Here is a 20,873-nt window from a genome sequence, read left to right as displayed (position 1 = left end):
AACAACAAGCAGACCACCCAACCCCACCACTGGAGACAACCATGTTCAAGAAAATGACTGCCGCATGCGCAGCGATCACCCTGGCGCTGCCCATCGCCGCACAGGAGAGCTACCCCTCGCGGCCGATCCGCCTCGTCGTGCCCTACGCCGCCGGCGGTGCGACCGACTTCGTGGCACGCACCCTGGGCGATCGCCTGTCGAAATCGATGGGGCAGCCGGTGGTGGTGGACAACAAGGCGGGTGCGGCGGGCGCCATCGGCGCCGGCGAAGTCGGCCGCGCCAAGCCCGACGGCTACACGCTGCTGATGACCATCACCGATTCGCAGATCAACAACACCGCGCTGTTCAAGACCCTGGCCTACGACCCGCAAAAGGACTTCGTCGGCGTCACGCAGGTGGTGCGCAGCCCGGCGCTGATTTCCACGCACCCCGGCACCGGCATCAGGAGCATCGAAGACCTGAAGGCCAAGGTGGCCAAGGGCGGCGCGAAACTGAGCTACGGGTCCTGGGGCGTCGGCGGGCTGGGCCACCTGGCCGGCGAGAGCCTCAACCGCGGACTGAGTGCCGGCATGGTGCATGTGCCGCAACGCGGCGAAGGGCCGGTGGTGACCGACCTGCTGTCGGGCACCATCGACGTCGGACTGTCGTCGGTGCCCAGCGCGATGCAGCATGTGCCGACGGGCAAGGTCGTGCCACTGGCCGTGCTGGGACGACAGCGCTCCACCACGCTCCCGCAGGTTCCGACCATGAACGAGCTGGGCTTCAAGGACCCGCTCTACGACACCAACGTCTGGATCGGACTGCTGGCGCCGGCCCGGACGCCACAGCCCATCGTCGACAAGCTGGCCCGCGAAGTGCGCGCCATCGTCGGCTCGCCCGACGTCAGCCAGCTGTTCGTAAACCGTGGCTTCGAGGTGATGAACAGCACGCCCGAGCAGTTCGCGGCGTCGTACAAGGAGGAGTTCAACGTGATCACCAGGCGGATGCGCGAGCTGGGCGTCGAGGCGCAATGAGGCAGGCGACCACCCGGACCGTCATGCAAGGACGACCGATGCATCTTCCGTGCGCCGACCGCCAGTGACTGCGTGGCCGGCCGCATCAGGCGTTCCCTAGGCGACAGGCGCGGCGCGGAGACTTTGCCATCATCGCGAACTCGACTGGCGCCCGCCGCTGGCTACACGGAGCCCTCCCCCATGACCTCGCCTTTCACCACCACCGCCCTGGGCCTGTGCGGCCCGCTGCGCCAGCCGCGCCAGATGCTGGCCGACCAGACCTACGACGACCACAAGTCGATCCACGACGACGCGACGGCCGAAACCCTGGGCCTGCGCGCCGGGCCGATCGAAGGGCCGACGCACTTCAGCCAGTTCGACCCGCTGCTGTTCCATGTGTTCGGACAGGCCTGGTTCGAAACCGGCTGCATCAGCGCCCACTACCAGAACATGGTGGTCGAGGGCGAGTCGGTGCGCGCCTTTGTCGACCTTCCCGCGCCCGGTGCCACCTTCGTGCGCCTGCGCGCCGAGAAGGCCGACGGCACGCCGGTGCTGACCGGCACTGCGTCGGTGGGCGATGCCGCTCAACACCCGCACGAGCTGCCGCAGCGCATCGCCAAGCTGCGCCCGCCGCAGGGCCTGGTCATCAACCGCGACCTGCGCGTGGGCCAGCGCGGCGCGGTCGTCGAGAAGATCCGCATGGGCTTCGACCAGCACATGGGCGACCACTACCCCTTCACGCTCGCCGACAAGCTCAAGGTCATCACCGAGCCCTGCGACTGGTACACGGCCGAAGGCGGCCAACGCTCGCCGTGGGGCCGGGCCATCATCCCGACCGAGATGATCAGCGTGCTGCTCGGTTCCACCAGCGCCGAGGCGCAGCTGAGTGGCCGCAAGCCGGCCGTGGGCCTGTTCGCCGGGCAGGAGATTCGCCTGATCAAGGGCCCGCTCTTCGTCGACCAGGACTACGAACTGGAGCGCGAGATCGTTGCGCTGAGCGAGAGCGCGCGCACCGAGTCCGTGTGGGTGCGCACCCAGGTCTACGAGATGCCGTCGCGCACCCTCGTGGCCGAGATGATCCTCAACGGCGCAACGATGAAGGCGTCGTACCCCCACTACGAAGCCGAGGCCAAGGAGCTGGGGCTGGCCTGAGCGCGCGGTTCGCGCAGCTGCATCGAACGCCGTCGGTCGAGGGGGCAGAATCCCCTCTTTTTTCCGGGTGCCGTATGCCAGCTGTACTTGAAGGGGGTTGCCTCTGCGGCAAGGTCCGATTCAGCACGAGCCAGCCGCCGCTGCGCACGCTCGCGTGCCATTGCACGTTCTGCCAGCGCATGACCGGCACGTCCTTCTACGCCGAGTCGCTCTTTCCGATGGACGCCGTGCAGTTCAACGAAGGCGAACTGCGGCAGTACGCGCACCGATCGGACGGCAGCCACAAGCAGGTCTTCGTTCATTTCTGCCCCTCGTGCGGCACGACGATGGGCCTGACCTTCGAGCGTTGGCCCGATGTGCGCGCCATCTCGCGCGGGTGCTATGACGACCCCAATGCCGTTGAACTCACGAGTCACATCTGGACCCGCTCCGCCCAAAGCGGCGTGGCCTTGCCGGCCGACGTGGATTGCTTTGCCAGGGCGCGGGCCACGCTCGACGGCCAGCCGGAGCCGGCCTCGCGGCATGAGACGCCTGTCATGGCTCGGCAAGACGGCGGGGCCTGAACTTTCGCTTCAGCCGGCCATCAGCGTCGATTCGCCCGCCGACGGCGAAGCACGACCCCCAGGTAGTAGACCGAGGCGCACGTGAAGAGGCCTGCGACCACGGACCAGACGGCGCCCCCGCCGATCAGATTCGCTCCGTCGGGCGCGATGCAGCTGGAGGCGGATGCTTCGATGCAGTCCCTGTGCCTGTAGTACCGCTCATGGAACGCCCACCAGAAGAACCCCGCCGCAGCGGCGCATGCGACGCAGAGGATGGCGGGGCGGGTGATTGGAAGAGGGTCTGTGGTCATGGGCTTGGATCGCTAAGCCGCGCAGCCTAGGAGCATCGCGGCGCACGATGCGAATGAGCGCTTCGGAAGAAATCCTCGCGGCGGACGTTCAGCGCGGTCGCGACGCCACACGGAGCGCCTCTTCCCTGATGTACGAAGAGGCCGCCGTGTTCGCCAGATCGTGCAGCGTCTGCAGCAATGAAACGCCGCCGATCTCCGTCGTGCCGGCATTCAGGATGCGCCCGATCATCGTGATGCCGAGTTCGCTGGGCTGCCGCGCGAGGGAGCGAAGAAGCTCAGGCTGGTAGTTCGGCAAGCTCTCCAATCCGTGAACGATGGTCCACATGACCCCGTAGCCGTCTTCCTCGGGGTAGCGCTCGAAGACGCTCAGCATTTCGGGTATGGCTTGCTCCGGATTGCCCGCCCGCCAGAGTTCATCCAGAAGCGAGTCCAGGTGGCGCCAGCTGCCGTCCTCCGGAGGTTCGAAGTTGGCGATGTCGTGAGCGATCTCGGAAGTGGTTCGAGGCATTGGAAGTCTTGCACGTGGCTGCTTCTGGCCGACTCTAGCGGCTCAGGCGGCCTTCTGCTTTTTCTGTACGGACCTCGGCGCCTCGCTGCGCGCCAGCCACAGTCCGCTCGCAACGATCAACGCCCCGCCGCCCAGCGTCCATGCATCGGGCGCGGCCTGCCAGAACACCCAGTCCATCACGAGCGCCCATGCGAGCGCGCTGTATTCGAAGGGCGCGATGGCCGCGGCCTGGCCGTGACGGAAGGCCTCGGCGATAGCCAGCTGACCCAGGAAGCCGCTGAGGGCCAGACCCGCCAGCGCCCACGCGTGCCCGGCCTGCAGCGGCACCCATTGCGGCGCCGCGAACAGGCTGCCGCCGACGGCCATGCCCGCCGTGGTCCAGAAGACCAGCGCGGCGCTCGGCTCGGTGCGGCTGATGAGCCGGCCCAGCATGTTCGACAGCGCATAGCAGACGGCCGCCACCAGGATCGCCAGCGCACCCGTCGAGAGGAAGGCCCCCTGCTCGGGCCGCAGCGCGACCACCACGCCGACGAAGCCCAGCCCGATGGCGATCCAGTGCCGCGGCTGCACCGATTCGCCCAGCATCGGCACGGCGATGAGCACCATCAGCAACGGCGCGATGAACGTGAGCGTGTAGGCCTCGGCCAGGCCCAGGGTCTTCAGGCCGTGGACGAAGAGCACCAGCATCGTCATGTTCAGCGCGGTGCGCAGCAGATGCAGGCGCCAGCGCAGCCGGCGGTTGAAAACACCGGCCGCCTCGCGCCGCCAGGCGATGTACAGGCACACCAGGGGCAGCGCCGTGAGACCGCGCAGCGCCATCACCTGCACCGGCGGGTAGTGCCCGGCCAGGGTCTTGAGCAGCGCGTCCATGCAGGCGAAGAAGGCGCAGGCCAACAGCATCGCGGCGATGCCGCGCAGGGTTCCGGTCGGGTGCATGGTCAGGCTGTGGTCTCGCGGCAGTGGCCGGGAGGGACGGGGTTTGTTCTTGAACGCCGAGCATAGGCGCTGCGAACGTCGGGGTCTTGGCCTGAAGCCGCCGGCCCTTTTCTACCGGCACTCGTTCCAGTACCCATCCGGGTTCGCCTCCAGCGGCGTGGCGACCCGCTTGAGCGACACGCGCCCCTGCGCGTCCTTCGCGACCACGAAGACGTGCCCGTCCTGCACCGGGAAACCGTTGCGCAGAAACTTGAAGCCGCTGCGCACCGACGAGAAGTCGGCCTCGTTGAGTGCGTTGCGCAAGGCACCACGATCGGCGACGGAGCCCTTCGTCTCCTTCAGCGCGCTGTCGATCAGGAGCGCCGCATCGAAACCTTGCGCCGCGTACTGCGAGGGAATGCGCCCGTGCTTCTTTTCGAAGGCGGCAACGAAAGCCCTGCTCGTCGGGCTCGGCAGGTCGGGGCCCCAGACCGCGCCGGCCACCACACCAAGCGCTGCATCCTTGAGCAGCGGCAGCCTCGTGCCGTCGACCGTGCCCACCGTCAGCAAGGGCACCTTGTTCAGCAGGCCCGATCGGTTCATCTGCTGGATGAAGTTCACGCCCATGTCGCCCGGCAGGAACGCCACCACCGCATCGGGCGCCACGCGCTGGATCTGCGCCAGCGCCGCCGCGTAGTCGGTCTGGTCGGGCTTGACGTTGATTTCGCTCACCACCTCACCCGAGTAGTAGCGCTTGAAGCCGCGCAGCTGGTCCTTGCCCGACGCGTTGTCGGGCGCAATGAACAGCGTCTTCCAGTAGCCCTTGTCGACGGCGTAGCGTCCGACGATCCCGGCCTGGTACTCGTCCTGGTACGAGGCGAAGACGAACCGGGTGTTGCACTGCTTGCCGGCGATCGGCGCGGGGCCGGCGTTCGAGCCGACGAACAGCATGCCCGCTCGGGCCATCGGCTTGGCCATGGCCATCATCACGTCGGAGAAGGTCACGCCGGTGACGAAGCTGACCTTGTCCTTCTCGATCAGGCTCTGCACCAGCTGCGCCCCGCGCTCGGGGTTGTGCTGGTCGTCTTCCTTGAGGACCGTCACGGGCACGCCGCCGAGCATGCCTTGGCGCTGCTCGACCGCCAGCATGAAGCCGTCGTACTGCTCCTGCCCGAGCGCGGCCCCGGGGCCGGAGAGCGTGCCGATGAAGCCGATTTTGACCTGCGCGGAAACGGCCAGTGCCGCGGCGCCCAAGGTGCAGGCCACGAGGGCCGTGCGGATGCGGTGGATCAATGTGTTCTCTGTGAATGAGTGGGGTAAGTGGTCAGAAGCAACAGGGTTCGACCCTGGTCAGCTTTCGGCCTTGCTCGCGTTCCGTGGCTGCTTCTCATCGCTCATCAGCTCGTCGAGTTCAGACCAGAGCGCATCGCAGAGGCCTGCCCGAAATGCAGCGGCCTTGAACACTACATGCTCACCACGATAGACGTTCCACAGGTCGCGATGGGCATCGGCCACACAGGCTCGAACGTTCGAGAGGCGGTCAGCCACTTTCACGACCAGCGCCAGTTCCTCCGCCCCTGTCACTCTGGCCAGCTTCGCGTAGGTCTTCGACTTGCGCTCCTTCCTGTTCGCGCCAGGTTCATCCGTGAGGAGTGCGACGCACGCAGCAACCTGATCGCCGAAGCGCAGGCGCACTTCAGCAAGTGTCGCGTCGGTGTCTTCAACCACATCGTGCAGATACCCGATGACCTGAGCCTCCTGACCGTACGGCAGAAGGGTCAGCGCAACAGCATCCAGATGGTGCGAGTACGGGTGCGCCCCGTACATTTGCGCGCCGTGCATGCTGAGTGCATAGGCGCGGGCGGCGGAAAGGCTGGAGGTTTTCATGAGGCGTTTGGACGGGGCAGATGGGTCTGGCGTGACGCCGAATTTCGTTTGTGATGTCGGACTGTTCGACTACCCGGCTTTCAAAGGACCGGCGACCTTGTAGGCACTGAGGAGGATGCCTGATGGCATTGCTTTCGTGGTGACGAATTCGAAGGCGCGGGGTGGCGTTCCCTGCGCGAAAAAGCGCTTTCCAGCCCCCAGCAGCACCGGATAGACGACCAGCAGCACTTCATCGGCAAGGCCATGCTCCAGCAGCGTCGATGTCAGCGAGGAACTGCCCCAGAGGATCAGGTTCGGGCCCGCCTGCGACTTGATGCGGCGAACGCCCTCGACGACGTCCGGCCCCACGCTTTCGAACGGGCCCCACGAAAGGCTTTCGGGGCGGTGGGTCACTACATGCTTGGTCGCCGCATTCAAGCCGTCCGCCATCGCGCTGCTCGGTGCCTTGGGCCAGTAGTCCGACCACATGTCGTAGGTGCGACGCCCGAGCAGCAGATCGAAGCGCTCGCCATGCGCGGCGAGCACTTCATCTCGACCGGCGGGGCTGCGGTAGGGCGTGGTCCAGTCCGCGTAGGGAAAGCCGTCTTCGCCCGAGGTCTGGATCACGCCATCCAGCGAGATGTGCTCCATGATTTTCAGCGTTCTCATGCGGGTCTCCTTGCTTGGGGTGGGAGGGCGCTCAATGAGCCTGCGCATCAAAGTATGCCGGCCACGACAGCGGCGAAGCCTGGAGCCCTTCGGCCCCACGGAATGCAGACATGGCTTTCGCGCGTGAGCCGAAGTTCATCGTTGCCACGCCAAGGTTGAAGAACGTGTTCCGATCGGTGGAGCCGAGTTCGACTGCACGCTGCAGGGCGGATGCAGCCTCTTTGTGCTTGCCTTGATCGGAAAGCACGGCGCCCAAGCACGTCAGGGCAAGGACATTGCCGGGGGATTCAACGAGCGCCTTCGAGAGCAACGCTTGCGCAGAGGCAAAGTTCGCTTCCCATTTTTCGGGGTTGTTCCATGCGTCGTCGACAAGCGATCGACTGATGGAGATGAAGTCCTCGCTCATAGGCTGTTCAGTTTTTTTGACTCTATTCCGTCCAGCACTCGACTGACCGGCCCCGGTCGATTCAGGTTGCAAGCAGATGTTGAAGCACCGCTCTTTGCACCGGCAAGAGGAGCTTCTTCTGCTCGTAGCCGGCGAAGTGCGGATAGCGACGAGGGTCCACCGAAAGTTCACCACCGACAGTGAACGGTGGCGTCGGCAACAGCATGGGGTTGCCCATCCGAGCCAGATCTTCGACGGACAGCGGACGGCTCAACTGCTCCGTGCCCCGAGGCCAGCCATCGGTGATGACCACGTCCGCTGCTTCTGGGGAAGACGATGAAAAGGCTACGTTGGGGATGGTTTCGTGGAAGCTCTCATGGCAGACATGAACCAGCGTAAAGCCCATCACGCTGGCCACCTCGTGCCACGAACGAAACACGTTTGTCGGCGGTCCCCAAAGGCAGATGCGCACCTTCTGGATCGGGCCCATGGTTGTTTCGATGAAGTAGGCGTCGGTAAGAACTTCGCATGGATGGCCGGTGTTCGACATCGCGTTGACTACGGGTCTGCGAGACGAGGCAGCAAACTCCGCGAGGCGTTCGTGGTTCGATTCCCGGACGACGTAGATGTCATAGAACGGGTCCAGATAACCTGCGAGATCACACACGCGTTCGCTTGTCTTCAGAAGATTCGGCAGCTCGATGACGGACAGGTCCAGTTCCTGGAATGCCTTCAGGAACGTCGTGCGCGTGCGAATGCCATTTCCTTCGAACGACCAGGCGGCGGTGCCTTGGATGCCCACACCGGGTGATGCAGCCAGACGCCAGATCGTGTGAACATCCTCGGGGGTAAGTGACGACAGGCTGACTAGGTTCATGGCTGGGGATGTGTCGGAGATCAGAGATTGGAGGATGCGGTTGAACGTCCGCTTCTGGCCGTGGAGTGCCACCTCAAGCTGGTGACCAGAGGTGAAGATTTGGAGGGTGGTGGCTCCTGACCATCAACAGCCGACTTCAATCAATTGACTGGCGCTTTCGTAAATCTCTTGAACTCTGAATAGTTGTAGAAACCAACAAGTACCCCGACAGCGAGCGCCGACATGAAGTACGCGGCAAGCATCCAAAAAGGCGCTGCAACCAAGAGTCCTCCGATCGAGCTGAAACTCATGGCAGGGAACACCACCACGAGGGGGATCACGATGGACATGATCAGCACGGGAATTGCATAGAGCACAGCAAACAGCAATCCGCGAAATTTCAGTGGAACCTTCTCATCCCAAAGGTTGGGCTGAATCATCAGCGGGATGGAAAAGAAGTGGTACGGCTTCCCGGGAACGTGAGTTGGTGGAGGGTTCATCTCAAATCAAGAAACTGGGGCAACTGACAAGGCTCACTCGTTCCCGATAGTACCTACCCACCTCAGCCGCACACCCCCTCAGCGCCACGAAGACAGAGGCGCGCGTTCCACTCGCATCAGCAACCGGGGACAATGAAAGCATGGCCAAAGGAAAACGAATCTCTTCCGACATTGGGGACGACGCGATCGCAGCGATCAAGGCGTTCGGTGCTGCCGCCAAGCTGGCGCGCACAACGGCTGGCGAGGGCCAGGCCGCTGCTGCCACGCGCCTGGGCGTTCATGTCCAGACGATCGCGCGGATCGAATCGGGGGAGCCGGGCGTTGCCATCGGGCACGTGCTCGGCATGCTGGCGCTCTACGGCATCTCGACGACGCTACAGCAGCGACAGCCGCGACCGCCGGCGGAGAACGGCGAGCGCCCCGCCTGAACCGTCAGCCCCGCTGGGCATCGCCCACGGCAGCACGCAGCGACTGCAGCGTGGCCTCGGCGGCTTCGATGCGCCGCTGCAGTTCTTCGTTGACCAGCCGCACGAGCGCGCCGAGCTCGGTGCGCGTCGGGTACACATCGTCGGTGTCGTTCACGTGTTGCGGCACGATGAGTTTCTCGATGCACGCATACGCGCGGCGCACCATGTGAAAGCTGTCGAGGTCATCGCAGGCCTGCAAGGCGAGCGATTCGGCTGTGACGGAAGGGGCGAGAGCCATGCGTGGCCTCCAGGCAGTTCGGTTTGCAACAACCGTCGCACCCAACGCCAATTGAGGGCGGCAGCTCGAACAGGTTGGCGTACCGGGAACTGCTTGCGCAAACCGGCGAGCCTCGCGGCTCCCTGCTCGAGCCGCCAAAAAAATGGAGGCACGAACGACAAAGCCACAGAGTCTCTGCGGAGAAATCTGCGGCTTTCGTCGCAGCAGTTACACGGGACGCCAATCCCGGTCACGCCTGTTTTTGACGCAACGGCCGCAGTATAGCCACGCACCCCCACCCCCTTCGCAGCGCAAAACCGGGATGCCCCTACGACCCGTGCCCCCTCCCCCGATGCTGGAACAATGCGCCGATCTATGGATGGTCTCGATCTCATCAAAACGTTCCGCGAAGTCGCGTTTCGGCGCAGCTTCTCCCGCGCGGCCCTCTCGCTGGGCATGTCCAAGGCCACGGTCAGCCGCTATGTGGCCGAGCTGGAAGCGCGCAGCGGCGTGCGCCTGCTCAACCGCTCGACCCGCTCCCTGAGCCTCACCGACGCGGGCGAGGTGCTGCTGGAGCGCAGCACCGAGCTGGTGACGATGGCCGAGAACACGCTCAACGACCTGCAGGCGCACGGCTCGCACCCGCGCGGGCGCCTGCGCATGAGTGCGCCGCACGGGCTCATCGCGGGCTGGCTTTCGGACGTGATCGCGGAGTTCATCAAGCTCTACCCCGACGTGTACGTGAGCCTGAATTTCACCAACCACGACATCGACCTGATCGAGGAAGGCATCGACATCCACCTGACGGGCGGGCGCATCGACGACATGAACCTGATCGTGCGCCGGCTGGTGCGCTTCGACATGGTGGTGTGCGCGTCGCCCGCCTACTGGGCGCAGCGCGGCATTCCGCAGGTGCCCGAGGACATGGCGCGGCACGACGTGCTGAGCTATTCGCCGATGCCCACCACGCACCTGCCGTTCGAGACCGACGGCCAGCCGCACGACGTGGCGGTGCACAGCCGCATGGAGGCCAACGATGCGGTGGCGCTGATCGAGCTGGCGCTGCGCGGCGTGGGCGTGGCCTACGTGCCCGAGCCGCTGGCGCAGTCGCACCTGGAGCGCGGCGCGCTGGTGCCGGTGCTGCGCGACCACATGCCGCACGAGCACTGGCTGTATGCCGCGTACTCGCAGCGCCGCCACAACAGCGCGGCGATGCGTGCGATGCTCGACTTTCTCGAAAAATCGATGGGGCCGGTGCCCGAACCCATGCCCGCGGCGGTGCCGGTGGCGCTGCCGGCCTGTCCCGTCAACACCGCTGCTGCCGCCGCCATCGCGGCGCGCGACACGCTCGCTCCCAACGGAAAGGCCTCCTGACCCCATGACCACGCCCGCGCTCCTGATCCGCCCGCCCACGTCCGACGACTTCGCCGCCTGGAAACCGCTCTGGGACGGCTACAACGCCTTCTACGGCCGCGAGGGCCCCACGGCCCTGCCCGAGGCGATCACGCAGGTCACGTGGCAGCGCTTCTTCGATCCGTACGAGCCGGTGCATGCGCTGGTGGCCGAGCGCGAGGGGCAGCTGGTGGGGCTGGTGCACTACCTGTTCCACCGCAGCACGACGCGCATCGAGCCCAACTGCTACCTGCAGGATCTGTTCACGCAATCGTCCGAACGCGGCCAGGGCGTGGGCCGGCAGTTGACCGAGGGCGTGTACGAACAGGTGCGACGCGCGGGTGCACACCGGGTGTACTGGCAGACGCACACGACCAATGCGGCGGGGCGGATGCTCTACGACAAGATGGCAAAGCACGAGGGCTTCATCGTCTACGCGACGATGGTCTGATCAATATTTGATGGTGACGCCGGCCTTCACGCCGGTGTTGGCCTTGCCGTCCGAATGCGCGCCGCCCGAGAAGGAAACGTCGCCGCCGGTCTTGGCACCCACCGAGTAGGTGGGACGCTTGCCCGAGGTGTCGGTGCCGGCCTCCAGGGCGCTGCCGTCGGGGCGCTGCACGCCGACCGTGGCGCCGTTCGTGCGGGCCGAGGTTTCGGTGGAGTTGACGTTGGGCGCGATGTAGGCCGTGCCCTTGTCGTCGCTGTCGACGGGCACTCTCACGGGCTCCGCGATGGCCACCACGGCGGCAGCGCAGGCAACCCCACCCAGGAACGCAAGAATCACTCTGTTCATGGGGACCGATGGTGGATGCAGCGCGTCGCGCGGGCTGTGGGCGTGGCCTCACCGCGCGCGTAGGACGAAGGCGGCATCAGTGCCATGACAGGTTGAACAGGAAGAACGCCGCCAGCACCCACAGGAGCAGCACGAGGTGCGTGAGCTGCAGGCCCTCTTGCCGTATCCAGTAGCCGAACCACAGGCCGCCCAGGTGCATGGCGAACAGGAATGCGGCAAAGCCGGCCAGCCCCAGGTTGAGCCACGGCCGCGCGGCCGTCAGGTCGCCGCCGACCACCAGCATCGCGCCGCCGGCCCAGAACGCCAGCGCCGCGCCGAACTGCAACGCCAGCACCACGCACAGCGCCGCGCGGTGCAGCGCCACCGAGCGGATGGCGCGCGTGAGCAAGGGCGTGTCGATGGCGGGATCGACGCGCAACGGCGCCATCGACATCGTGCCGCCGACCGCGAACACCGAGCCCGCAAAGCCGCGCCAGTTGTTGCGCACGGCAATCGACAGCCACAGCGCCATGCCCAGCGCGTGGAGGGACTGGAACAACCAGACGGAGGTAGGGAGATTCATCGGAGCGCCTGCGTTTTTAAATATCAAAGATTATTCTTTGATATTGACGTACCCGCCGGCCGGCGCTCAAAGTCCCTCAAGGAAGGTCGAACGAATGCCATGAACAACGCCACCACCCCACCCGGCCCCTCACCGGAAGCGCTCGAACGCCTGCTGGCCGCCGGCCGCGACGGCGCCCTGCTGCGCATGAGCCTCGCACTGGCGCACCACCGGCGCGACGACGCGCCCACGGCGCTGATGCATGTGGAGAAGGCGCTCGCCTTCGACCCCGAATTCACGGCCGCGTGGCGGCTGCAGGGTCTGCTCGCGCTGGCGCTCGGCGATGCCGCGAAGGCCGAGGCCTCGTTCGCGCAGGCGCTGGAGGTGGCGCAGCGGCGCGGGGAGCTTCAGCTGGTGAAGGAACTCACCGTGCGGCTGCGGCGCCTGCGCACGCCGAAGCCGCCCGCCGACTGAACGGCCTCAGGCCGCCGCCGTCTTCGCCAGTGGATTGAGCCCCGGCTCGCCGACGCGCGTGAGCGTATTGCGGTCGGTGTGATGAAAGGGCTCGGCCTGGCCCAGGATCTGCATCACGGTGTCCTGGTCGTACGACCAGGTGCCGTCGGCGTTGATCTTCACCGTGATGTTCCACGCCAGCGTGGTGAAGGCGCGCTCCAGGAACGGGTTCGACACGATGCCGTTCACCAGGCTGCCGTGCTCGGCGCTGAGCGTGAACTCGGTGTCGCCGGGCTTCACGTGGCCGCTGGCCATGGCCACCTGTCCGCGCGGAATGGCCAGCGTGAGAAACACGGTGCTGGTGGCCGGCTCCCACAGCCAGTAGCCGACCTGGTCGTGGTACATCTTGGTGAGGCCGGGCTTGTGGATGTAGGTGTGGTAGCGCAGGCCGTACAGCAGCTGCGGGCCGTTGGTCTGCGCGTCGATGGGCTGCAGCTCGTAGTGCTCGACGTAGACCTGCGTCTTCGGGCCCTCTTTCTTCGGCTTGACGTCGACGCCCTTCGTGCCCTCCCAGATGCCGGCCAGCGGCCGCAGCGGGCCCAGGTTGGCAAGCGTGTCAGGGTCGGCGGGGGGTTCGGTGTAGATGTCTTCGGGAGTGGTCATGGTGTCGATCGTGGGAGGGAAAACAGGACGAGGATGCTTCGATTCGGATTCTGCTTGAGTGCCGCGGCGGTGAGGTCATCAGAGGGTGTCCCAGACCTGCACGAGCCCGACGAGGTGCACCACGCCGTACACGAAGCACACGAGCGAGCTCCACACCCAGAAAGCACTGAGGCGGCGCCGGTCGAACAGCCACATCGCGACGGCGACAAGGCCGCGCAGCAGGTACACGGCGGTGATGGCAGGCAGCACCAGCGCCTGCAGCGGCAGCGGCTGCAACACGCCGGCACCTGCCAGCGCGTAGGCGGCCCACACGCCCAGCATGCCGGCGATGACCAGCGTGACGGCCACGGGGTACAGGTGGCCGGCCTCGGCGCTCGCGGCCATCCGCTCGCCCGCGCCGAAGAAGCGGTACCAGGCCGGGCCGCCAAAGATGACGCAGATGTGCAAGAGCGCGGCAATGGCACTCAGCACGGCACCGGCGATCAGGAAGAGGTTGGGGGTCACGAAGGCTTTCTCATGAGATCAGAGCAGCAGGTCGCGCGCGCGAACGGCCTCGCGCACCGGGCCGAACGCGCCGAAGCGCACGGGCAGGCCGCTGAGGGCTTCCACGCGCCGCACCCACTCGGGTGGGTCGGCGACGGGTTGCGATTCGTACAAAGGTTGGGCGCCTTCCAGCAGGCGGGTGAGCGCGTGCTGGTGGTCGAGGTCGGTCGCATCGCCGAGCGGCAGCGACGACAGCGTGTGGCCGTCGGCGCTGCGGTAGCCGGTGCACCAGCGCAGGTCCGCATGCGCGACGGCATCGAGGTGGCTGGCGAGCAGCCCGTCGAGCGGCCCGGCGGCGGCGAGCGCGTAGCGCAGCAGCACCGCGTCGGGGTGGCCACGGCGGAACGCGCCCTGCCAGCCGTCGTCGGCGTTGTGCGGCTCGGCCAGCCGCGCATCGAGCGCGCGGTCGTGCGTGGGCAGCGGACCGGCGCCGTGCCGCGTGAGGTGGCTGCGCAGCACGCCCAGGTGCTGCACGGGCGACGCGATGCCCGCGTCGCGCAGCACCGCCTCGACGGCGGCGGTGGAGACGGTGCTCCAGGTCGTGTGCGGATGAAAGCCGCGCCACTCGTCGAGCAGCACGCCCTGCGCGCCTTCGAACAGCACGGTGCCGGCGCGCGCGAGCCGTTCGCCGATGGTGTCGGCGCTCGCGGGCGGCGACTGGCGCAGGCAGGGCTGCACGGCGTCGAGCCAGCGTTGTGCGAGTGAGGCGTCGGCGAGCACGGAAAGTTCTTGGGCGGCGTCGGCCGACGAAGGCAGCGCGTTCGCGAACTCGCGGTGCAGCGCGAGGCGCAAGGCCTCGAGCTTGTCGAGCGTGCGCGCGGGGTGCGTAAGGTCGCCGTAGTGCAGCGTCGTTTCAGGTGCAGCGAGCGCCTGCCGCACGGTCTCGCCCACCCCGACGCCGCAGCTGCCATGTGCGGCCGCGCCCCGCGCCCACTCGCGCAAACGGCCGGCGGCCTGGTGGAACGGCGTGGTCACGCGGCAGCGCGCATCGACGAACAGGCGCGCGAAGGCGTCGGGCACGCCCGCGCGCTGAAGCACCTCGGCCTCGACGCGCAACGCCGTCGGGTGCACCACCACCGGGCTGGCGAGCACCGTCGCCACGCCGGCATGGAAGCTGCCCGAGCCGAACTGCGAGAAGGTGTGGTGGCGGCCGTCAGCCAGCACCACGTTGTGGCCGGCCTGCGCGCCGCCGTTGAAGCGCACCACGCTGTGCGCGCTCCAGGCGCCGCACAGGAAGTCGGTGAAGCGGCCCTTGCCGCAGTCGCCGAAGCCGAGGCCGAGCAGCGAAACGTAGCGCGTGGAAGTCAACGGCAGGCCGTCAGCCGAAGAGTCGCTTCCACCACGAGCTGCGCGCCCCGTGGCCGGCGGCCGGCGTGGCGCGGCGCGGTGCGGTCGGATCGAGCAGCGCGGCGTAGCCGTCGAGTGCGTGCAGCACGCCGCCCACGCGCTCCTTGGCCATGCCGGTGGCGGCCATCACGCCGGCCAGCGCGTCGAGGCTGGGCACGGCCTTCTCGGTGAGCGCGACGATGCCGGCCGCCACGGCGCAGGCGTCGTCGGGCGAGTCCATGCAGATCACGTGATCGCCGAGCAGCTCGCGCCAGCGCGGCTCGCAGCGGCGGCGGCGTTGCGCGTCGGGGATCAAAAAGAACAGGTGCGTGGTCTCGGCCGCGGCGGCGATGACTTCTTCGATGGGAATGTCCTCGTCGAGCTTCTCGCCGATGAGGCCTTCGACCTGGTGGCGCGACACGGCCGGGTACGGCAGTTCGTCGCCCGTGACGAACAGGTAGCCGCGCTTCTTGCGCTTGACCCAGCAGTCCATGTCGGTGTGCTGCGCCATGACGTAGAAGGCCAGCTCGTAGCTTTCTTCGCCGCTGCCCCCGCCGCCGCCTTCGAGGTAGCTCCAGGTGAGCCACTGGTCCATGAGGTTGGCGGTCGATTCGAACTGGCCCACCTGCAGCGGCGCCTGGTCGGAGGTGGCGTCGCCGATGGCCATGAACATGAGCTGGGGGTCGGCCACGCCGCAGTCCGTCAGCAGCTTCATGAAGGTGGGCAGCTCGCGGCGTGCGAGGGTCTGCGGGATGTCGCCCATCGAGCCGGTGACGTCGAGCGCGAAGGCGATGCCCAGCGAGTTCAGATGGTCTGCGTTGTCGCGCGACTCGCGCACCTTGAGCCCCTGCGGGTTCATGAGCACATGCGTGGCGGTCTGCGTGAAGACTTCGCTGCCGGACTTGGCAGCGCGGTCGGCCACGATGGCCGCGTGGGCGGCGTGCGAATAGTTTCCGTAACCCATGGACGTGCTCCTTCGTGAGGAAAAAGTGAAAGGCTGGCGGCTAGCCGGCCGGTGCGGGGTCGAAGTGAACGAAGCGCGGCGGCCCGAAAGCCTCGCGCGAGGCGACCGACAGCGCCTGCTCGATGCCCTGCGCGCCCAGCCGCTCGCAGGCCACGGCGTCGTCGCTGCACTCGCGCAGCAAGGCGGCCAGCGGCGCGGAGGTAGCGCTGTCGGCCAGCAGCGCGCGCACGCTGCGCGCCGACGCCATCAGGTCGCGCCCGATGGCGCCGCCCGACACGTCCTGCCTGGCCTGCGACCAGCCGATGAGCAGCACGCCGTGGTCGCGCGGATGCACGAGCGCGTGCGCGGGCGCAAGCGCGCGGTGCGTCCAGCCGACGCCGTGCACGAAGGCCAGCACCTCGAGCATGCGCCGCCAGAGCCAGACGGCATGGCGCGCATCGATGCCTTGCGGATTGGCCTGCTGCACCTCCTGCAGGCTGCCCCAGAAACCGGTCGGGTGGCGCAGCACGAGCGCCTGCCGTTCGCCGTCGCCCAGGCCTTGCGCCACGCCCAGGCCCAGCGGCTGCGGCAGCCGCCGCGTGAAGTAGGCCGCGCCGGGCACCGACAGGGCTTGCAGCGCCTGCAGCACGGCGGCCTCGCGCGCCAGCACGGCGTCGCCCGCCGCGTCGCGCGCGAGCTTGATCGTCACGCGCTCGGGCACGGCGCCCAGCCGTTCGGCCAGCAGCACCTCGCTGTGCTCGCCCTGGCCCAGCGGCGCGAGCACGCGGTAGTGCGCGCCGCGCCATTGCAGCAGCCGACCGGTGTCCGACAGCTGCGCCGCGTTGGCGCGGCGCCAGGCGGCGCGAAAGCTCTCGCGCTCGACGGTCTCGGTGCCGCGCGTGATGGTGGCGCCGCAGTAGCCGCAGTTGACGGTGCGCCAGCGCGCCGCACGCGGCAGCGGGGCCGAGCATTGGGGGCAACTCAGTGCAAGCAGCGACAGCATGGCCGCGCCCTCCTCTTCAGTCTTCTTGCGGCGTGGCCGGGTCGGGCGACGCCAGCACACGGTCGATGCGGCGCCCTTCGAGCGCCACGACCTCGAAGCACCAGCCCGCGCAGTCGATGTGCTCGCCCACGGCGGGCAGGTGGCCCGACACGGACATGAGCAGGCCCGCCACGGTGTTGTAGCGCCCACGCTCTTCGTCGGGCAGCTCGCGGATGCCCAGGCGCGCGCGCAGCTCCGACACGGGCATGAGGCCGTCGAGCTCCCACATGCCGTCGGCGCGCTGGTGGGCCCAGGCGTCGGCCTGCATGCCGGGCTGCAGCTCGCCGGTGATGGCCTCGAGCAGGTCGCGCGGGGTCATGAGGCCCTGCACCACGCCGTACTCGTCGACCACGAACACCAGCCGGCCGGCGCGCGTGCGGAACTGCTCGAGCAGCTCCATGCCGGTGAGCGTCTCGGGCACGAACACGGCGGGCGTGGCCTCCTGGCCGAGCACGCCCTTGTGGGTGGAGCCCAGGCGCAGCAGGTGCGCCACGCTGATCACGCCGACCACGTCGTCCAGCGAGTTGCGGCACACGGGGTACCACGAATGCACGAGATTGAGCGCCGCGGCGTCCGCCACCTTCTGCAGCGCCTGCGCCACGGTGTTGGAGGCGTCGAGCCATTCAATGTCGGCGCGCGGGATCATGAGCGACGACAGGCGGCGGTCGTCCAGGTGGAACACGTTGCGCACCATCTGGTGTTCGTGCTGCTCGATCACGCCGGCGTCCACGCCTTCTTCGAGGCTGGCCGAGATTTCTTCTTCGGTCACCGAGCGCGCGGCGTTGGCGTCGATGCGCAGCAGCTTCAGCGTGGTGGCGGTGGCGCCGGCCAGCAGCCACACGAAGGGCTTGGCCGCCTTGGCCAGCCCGCGCATGGGGCGCGACACGAAGCGCGCCACCGGCTCGGGGTACAGCTGGCCGATGCGCTTGGGCACCAGCTCGCCGAAGATGATGGTGAAGAAGGTGATGCAGGTCACCACCACCGCGGTCGACACGATGCTGGAGGTGCCGGCGCCCATGCCCAGGCCTTCCATCCACACGGCGAGCGGCGCCGCGAAGGCGGCCTCGCCCACGATGCCGCTGAGCATGCCGATCGAGGTGATGCCGATCTGCACGGTCGAGAGGAATTGCGTGGGCGATTCCATCAGCTTCAGCGCAGCCTCCGCCCCGGTGTCCCCCGTTTCGGCCAAGGCCGCGAGGCGTGCGCGGCGGCTGGTGGAAAGGGCCATTTCGGACATTGCGAACACCGCATTGAGGGTGGTCAGCAAGGCCAGCAGGAAGACATCCATGAACGGGGGGAGAGAATGAGGGAATGTCACTTTACTGTATCGGCGACGTCCAGGGCTGCGATGCCCCCCTGGGCCGGCTGCTCGACAAGATCGATTTCTCTCCCAGCCGCGACACGCTCGTGGTGCTCGGCGACCTGGTCAACCGGGGCCCCGATTCGGCCGCGGTGCTGCGCCGCCTGCAGGGCTACGGCGCCTCGGCGCGTAGCCTGCTGGGCAACCACGACCTGCACCTGCTGGGCGTGGCGCACGGCGTGCGCAAGGGCGGCCGCAAGGACACGGTGGCCGGCCTGCTGGCCGCACCCGACAGCGCGGCGATGCTCGACTGGCTGCGCCAGCAGCACATGGCGCTGCACATGCAGATCGGCGGCGGCGACCTGCTGATGGTGCATGCCGGCGTTCTGCCGCAGTGGACGGTGGGCGACACGCTGGCACTGGCGTCGGAGGTCGAGTCGGTGCTGCGCGGACCCGCGCTGGGCGACTTCCTGCACGAGATGTACGGCAACACACCCGACCACTGGGACGACGCGCTCACGGGCCACGCACGGCTGCGCGTGATCGTCAACGCGCTCACGCGCCTGCGCTATTGCACGCCCGAAGGCGTGATGGAGTTCGAGAGCAAGGACGGCGCCATTCCCGGCCCCGAGGGCTTCCTGCCGTGGTTCGACGTGCCGGGCCGCAAGACCGCCGCGGCCACGGTCGCCTTCGGCCACTGGTCGACGCTGGGCTGGCTCTCGCGGCCCGACCTGCTGTCGACCGACACGGGCTGCGTGTGGGGCGGCTGCCTCAGTGCGGTGCGCTTCGGCGCGACGCTGGACCAGCGCGAGCTGGTCCAGGTGGAATGCGAACAGGCGCAGAAGCCCGGCAAGGGGGCCTGACGAGCGTCCGGGTTCAGAACCCGTGCGTCATCAACGCGTAGACCGTCTGCACGCCGGTCACGTAGTTGCCCATGCGCAGGTTCTCGTTCGCCGCGTGCTGGTTGTTGTCGGCGTTCACCAGCGGAATGATCGCAAACGGCACCTGCAGCACGCGCACGATTTCCGCCGTCGGCACGGTGCCGCCCATCATGCGGATGCGCACCGGCTCGGGCGTGGTGCCGAAGGTGTCGGTCAGGGCCTTGTAGGCCCACTGGCCGATCGGTGAGTTGATCGGCGAGCCTGCCGCATCGGCGCCCTCGCTGCGGTAGCTGAAGCTCGCGAGCTTGTCGTAGCGGGCGCGCTCTTCGTCGGTCGGCGCGCCCTTCACGAGGTGGTAGCCCTGCTTGACGATGTGCGCCTCGATCAGCTTGCCGAGGTACGGCGCATCGGAGTCGGGCGTGGTGCGCAGGTCCATCTCGGCCTCGGCCTTGTCGGGGACGATGTTCGCCACCTTGTCGCCCACGGCCGCCGAGGCCATGCCGCGCACGTTCAGCGAGGGGTACTGCATCGCCTCCTGGTAGTTGGCGCCGACCCGGTCGGTGCGGGCGATGCCCAGGCGGCGCTTGAGCGCGGCCTCGTCGTCGGGCACGGCGGCCATGATCTTGCGCTCGGCCTCGCCGATCTTCACGCGGTCGTAGTAGCCCGGCACGGTCACGCGGCCGGTGTCGTCCTTCATCGTGGCCAGCAGGCTGGCCAGGCGCTGGGCCGGGTTGGGCGCGTAGTTGCCGTAGTGCCCGCTGTGCAGCGGCACCTTGGCGCCGTACACGGTGAGCCGTGCATCGGCCGCGCCGCGGTTGCCGAACACCAGCGTGGGCCGGTTGGTGGCGTGCATGGGGCCGTCGTGGATCACGATGGCGTCGCTGCGCAGCAGCTCGCGGTGCGCCTGCATGACCTGGCTGATCGACGGCGAGCCTTTTTCCTCCTCGCTGTCGAGGATCACCTTCACGTTGACCGCCGGCTGGCCGCCGCCGGCCTTCAGCGCGTCGATGGCCGCCAGCAGCATCATGATCGGGCCCTTGTCGTCCGCCGAGGCCCGGCCGAACACGCGCCACTCGGGGTCCAGCGGGCCGCTGAAGAGCGGGGCCGCGTCGATCTCTTCCCACTCGCCCTTGTCCGTCTTGCGCTTGAGCACAGGCGTCCACGGGCTCTTTTGCGCCCACTGCGCGGGGATCACCGGCTGCCCATCGAGGTGCATGTAGAAGAGCACCGTCTTGCGCGCCGGGTCGCCGCCCGGGAACTCGGCGTAGAGCATCGGCTTGCCGTTGTTGGGCAGCTGCTTCGTCGTGAAGCCGCGCTTGCGGAAGGCCTGCTCCAGCCAGTCGACGTTCTTGCGGATGTCTTCCGGCACGGTGGCGTCGTTGGGCAGGGCCAGCAGCTCGAAGTACTCGCGGTAGGTGCCCTGCGCATGGCGCTCGGCCAGGGCCGGCGAGAGTTCGGCCGACTGCGCGAGGCCGTGGCCCATGAGCAGGAAGGCCGTGGGCACCAGTGCCATCAGGCGGCGGGGAAAGCGGGGGGAACGAGTGGGCATGGATGGCAGCGCAGAAGGGAGCAGAACGAGGAACGGGGTGTCTGCGCAGCATAAAAAGCGGGCA

At 67.7% G+C, this 20,873-nt stretch carries 26 protein-coding genes; 8 read left to right on the top strand and 18 right to left on the bottom strand.

Annotated features, from left to right (window positions below; all coding sequences use genetic code 11):
- Positions 1–41: 41 nt before the first annotated feature.
- From AC07OX_RS08845 to AC07OX_RS08835, 3 genes are all read left to right on the top strand, one after another.
- Positions 42–1,013 carry a Bug family tripartite tricarboxylate transporter substrate binding protein gene (locus AC07OX_RS08845; protein WP_495260595.1) on the top strand — a complete coding sequence of 324 codons (972 nt, stop codon included), beginning with the start codon at positions 42–44 and terminating at the stop codon, positions 1,011–1,013.
- A 180-nt stretch (positions 1,014–1,193) separates the two neighbouring features.
- Complete coding sequence (locus AC07OX_RS08840) at positions 1,194–2,144, top strand: hypothetical protein (protein ID WP_495260596.1); 951 nt, start codon at positions 1,194–1,196, stop codon at positions 2,142–2,144.
- Positions 2,145–2,218: 74 nt separating this feature from the next.
- Positions 2,219–2,707, top strand: a complete 489-nt coding sequence (locus AC07OX_RS08835) for a GFA family protein (RefSeq protein WP_495260597.1) — start codon at positions 2,219–2,221, stop codon at positions 2,705–2,707.
- 378 nt (positions 2,708–3,085) lie between these two features.
- On the opposite strand, the gene AC07OX_RS08830 is transcribed toward AC07OX_RS08835, so the two are convergent.
- The 8 genes from AC07OX_RS08830 to AC07OX_RS08795 form a co-directional block, all read right to left on the bottom strand.
- Positions 3,086–3,505 (bottom strand): hypothetical protein, encoded by a 420-nt coding sequence (locus AC07OX_RS08830; protein ID WP_495260598.1) that lies wholly within the window; start codon positions 3,503–3,505, stop codon positions 3,086–3,088.
- Between the two features lie 42 nt (positions 3,506–3,547).
- Positions 3,548–4,441 carry a DMT family transporter gene (locus tag AC07OX_RS08825; RefSeq protein ID WP_159274541.1) on the bottom strand — a complete coding sequence of 298 codons (894 nt, stop codon included), beginning with the start codon at positions 4,439–4,441 and terminating at the stop codon, positions 3,548–3,550.
- A gap of 111 nt (positions 4,442–4,552) precedes the next feature.
- On the bottom strand, positions 4,553–5,713 hold the full coding sequence (locus tag AC07OX_RS08820) for an ABC transporter substrate-binding protein (protein WP_495260599.1): 1,161 nt from the start codon (positions 5,711–5,713) through the stop codon (positions 4,553–4,555).
- 57 nt (positions 5,714–5,770) lie between these two features.
- The gene (locus AC07OX_RS08815; protein ID WP_495260600.1) at positions 5,771–6,307 is read right to left on the bottom strand and encodes an HD domain-containing protein; all 537 of its coding nucleotides are present in this window, start codon (positions 6,305–6,307) and stop codon (positions 5,771–5,773) included.
- Positions 6,308–6,376: 69 nt separating this feature from the next.
- Complete coding sequence (locus AC07OX_RS08810) at positions 6,377–6,955, bottom strand: dihydrofolate reductase family protein (RefSeq protein WP_495260601.1); 579 nt, start codon at positions 6,953–6,955, stop codon at positions 6,377–6,379.
- A gap of 31 nt (positions 6,956–6,986) precedes the next feature.
- On the bottom strand, positions 6,987–7,361 hold the full coding sequence (locus AC07OX_RS08805) for a tetratricopeptide repeat protein (RefSeq protein WP_495260602.1): 375 nt from the start codon (positions 7,359–7,361) through the stop codon (positions 6,987–6,989).
- A gap of 61 nt (positions 7,362–7,422) precedes the next feature.
- A complete protein-coding gene (locus AC07OX_RS08800; protein WP_495260603.1) occupies positions 7,423–8,217 on the bottom strand; it encodes an ornithine carbamoyltransferase in 795 nt (264 codons plus the stop codon).
- Positions 8,218–8,357: 140 nt separating this feature from the next.
- Positions 8,358–8,636 (bottom strand): hypothetical protein, encoded by a 279-nt coding sequence (locus tag AC07OX_RS08795; RefSeq protein WP_495260604.1) that lies wholly within the window; start codon positions 8,634–8,636, stop codon positions 8,358–8,360.
- Positions 8,637–8,836: 200 nt separating this feature from the next.
- Between AC07OX_RS08795 and AC07OX_RS08790 the strand changes: the two genes are divergently transcribed.
- The gene (locus tag AC07OX_RS08790) at positions 8,837–9,124 is read left to right on the top strand and encodes a helix-turn-helix domain-containing protein (RefSeq protein WP_495260605.1); all 288 of its coding nucleotides are present in this window, start codon (positions 8,837–8,839) and stop codon (positions 9,122–9,124) included.
- Between the two features lie 4 nt (positions 9,125–9,128).
- On the opposite strand, the gene AC07OX_RS08785 is transcribed toward AC07OX_RS08790, so the two are convergent.
- Entirely contained in the window at positions 9,129–9,401 is a 273-nt protein-coding gene (locus AC07OX_RS08785; RefSeq protein WP_493194179.1) for a hypothetical protein, read from the bottom strand.
- A gap of 354 nt (positions 9,402–9,755) precedes the next feature.
- Between AC07OX_RS08785 and AC07OX_RS08780 the strand changes: the two genes are divergently transcribed.
- Both AC07OX_RS08780 and AC07OX_RS08775 read left to right on the top strand, forming a co-directional pair.
- Positions 9,756–10,754, top strand: coding sequence for a LysR family transcriptional regulator (locus tag AC07OX_RS08780; RefSeq protein ID WP_495260606.1), 999 nt, complete (start codon positions 9,756–9,758; stop codon positions 10,752–10,754).
- A 4-nt stretch (positions 10,755–10,758) separates the two neighbouring features.
- The gene (locus AC07OX_RS08775) at positions 10,759–11,223 is read left to right on the top strand and encodes a GNAT family N-acetyltransferase (protein ID WP_495260607.1); all 465 of its coding nucleotides are present in this window, start codon (positions 10,759–10,761) and stop codon (positions 11,221–11,223) included.
- Here AC07OX_RS08775 and AC07OX_RS08770 read toward each other — a convergent pair whose 3' ends face one another.
- Positions 11,224–11,568: a hypothetical protein gene (locus AC07OX_RS08770; protein WP_495260608.1), complete on the bottom strand. Its 345-nt coding sequence runs from the start codon at positions 11,566–11,568 to the stop codon at positions 11,224–11,226.
- Positions 11,569–11,644: 76 nt separating this feature from the next.
- Entirely contained in the window at positions 11,645–12,130 is a 486-nt protein-coding gene (locus tag AC07OX_RS08765) for a DUF2165 family protein (RefSeq protein WP_495260609.1), read from the bottom strand.
- A gap of 99 nt (positions 12,131–12,229) precedes the next feature.
- Between AC07OX_RS08765 and AC07OX_RS08760 the strand changes: the two genes are divergently transcribed.
- Positions 12,230–12,583 carry a hypothetical protein gene (locus AC07OX_RS08760; protein WP_492694499.1) on the top strand — a complete coding sequence of 118 codons (354 nt, stop codon included), beginning with the start codon at positions 12,230–12,232 and terminating at the stop codon, positions 12,581–12,583.
- A 6-nt stretch (positions 12,584–12,589) separates the two neighbouring features.
- Here AC07OX_RS08760 and AC07OX_RS08755 read toward each other — a convergent pair whose 3' ends face one another.
- The 6 genes from AC07OX_RS08755 to AC07OX_RS08730 form a co-directional block, all read right to left on the bottom strand.
- Entirely contained in the window at positions 12,590–13,225 is a 636-nt protein-coding gene (locus AC07OX_RS08755; protein ID WP_495260610.1) for an FABP family protein, read from the bottom strand.
- 78 nt (positions 13,226–13,303) lie between these two features.
- Positions 13,304–13,729, bottom strand: coding sequence for a hypothetical protein (locus AC07OX_RS08750; RefSeq protein ID WP_095946794.1), 426 nt, complete (start codon positions 13,727–13,729; stop codon positions 13,304–13,306).
- An 18-nt stretch (positions 13,730–13,747) separates the two neighbouring features.
- The gene (locus tag AC07OX_RS08745; RefSeq protein WP_495260611.1) at positions 13,748–15,076 is read right to left on the bottom strand and encodes an adenylosuccinate synthetase; all 1,329 of its coding nucleotides are present in this window, start codon (positions 15,074–15,076) and stop codon (positions 13,748–13,750) included.
- Between the two features lie 10 nt (positions 15,077–15,086).
- On the bottom strand, positions 15,087–16,058 hold the full coding sequence (locus AC07OX_RS08740; protein ID WP_495260612.1) for a VWA domain-containing protein: 972 nt from the start codon (positions 16,056–16,058) through the stop codon (positions 15,087–15,089).
- Between the two features lie 40 nt (positions 16,059–16,098).
- Complete coding sequence (locus AC07OX_RS08735) at positions 16,099–17,040, bottom strand: protein kinase family protein (RefSeq protein ID WP_495260613.1); 942 nt, start codon at positions 17,038–17,040, stop codon at positions 16,099–16,101.
- 16 nt (positions 17,041–17,056) lie between these two features.
- A complete protein-coding gene (locus AC07OX_RS08730) occupies positions 17,057–18,367 on the bottom strand; it encodes a hemolysin family protein (protein WP_495260614.1) in 1,311 nt (436 codons plus the stop codon).
- Positions 18,368–18,390: 23 nt separating this feature from the next.
- Here AC07OX_RS08730 and AC07OX_RS08725 point away from each other — a divergent pair, with 23 nt between their 5' ends.
- Positions 18,391–19,242 carry a symmetrical bis(5'-nucleosyl)-tetraphosphatase gene (locus tag AC07OX_RS08725; RefSeq protein WP_495260615.1) on the top strand — a complete coding sequence of 284 codons (852 nt, stop codon included), beginning with the start codon at positions 18,391–18,393 and terminating at the stop codon, positions 19,240–19,242.
- A gap of 13 nt (positions 19,243–19,255) precedes the next feature.
- On the opposite strand, the gene AC07OX_RS08720 is transcribed toward AC07OX_RS08725, so the two are convergent.
- Positions 19,256–20,809 (bottom strand): M20/M25/M40 family metallo-hydrolase, encoded by a 1,554-nt coding sequence (locus AC07OX_RS08720; RefSeq protein WP_495260616.1) that lies wholly within the window; start codon positions 20,807–20,809, stop codon positions 19,256–19,258.
- Between the last annotated feature and the right edge of the window lie 64 nt (positions 20,810–20,873).

This window comes from Variovorax sp. GW821-FHT09D07 (assembly GCF_059416345.1).
Note: the sequence above shows the minus strand (reverse complement) of the source record. Positions and strands in the feature narration are given on the sequence as shown.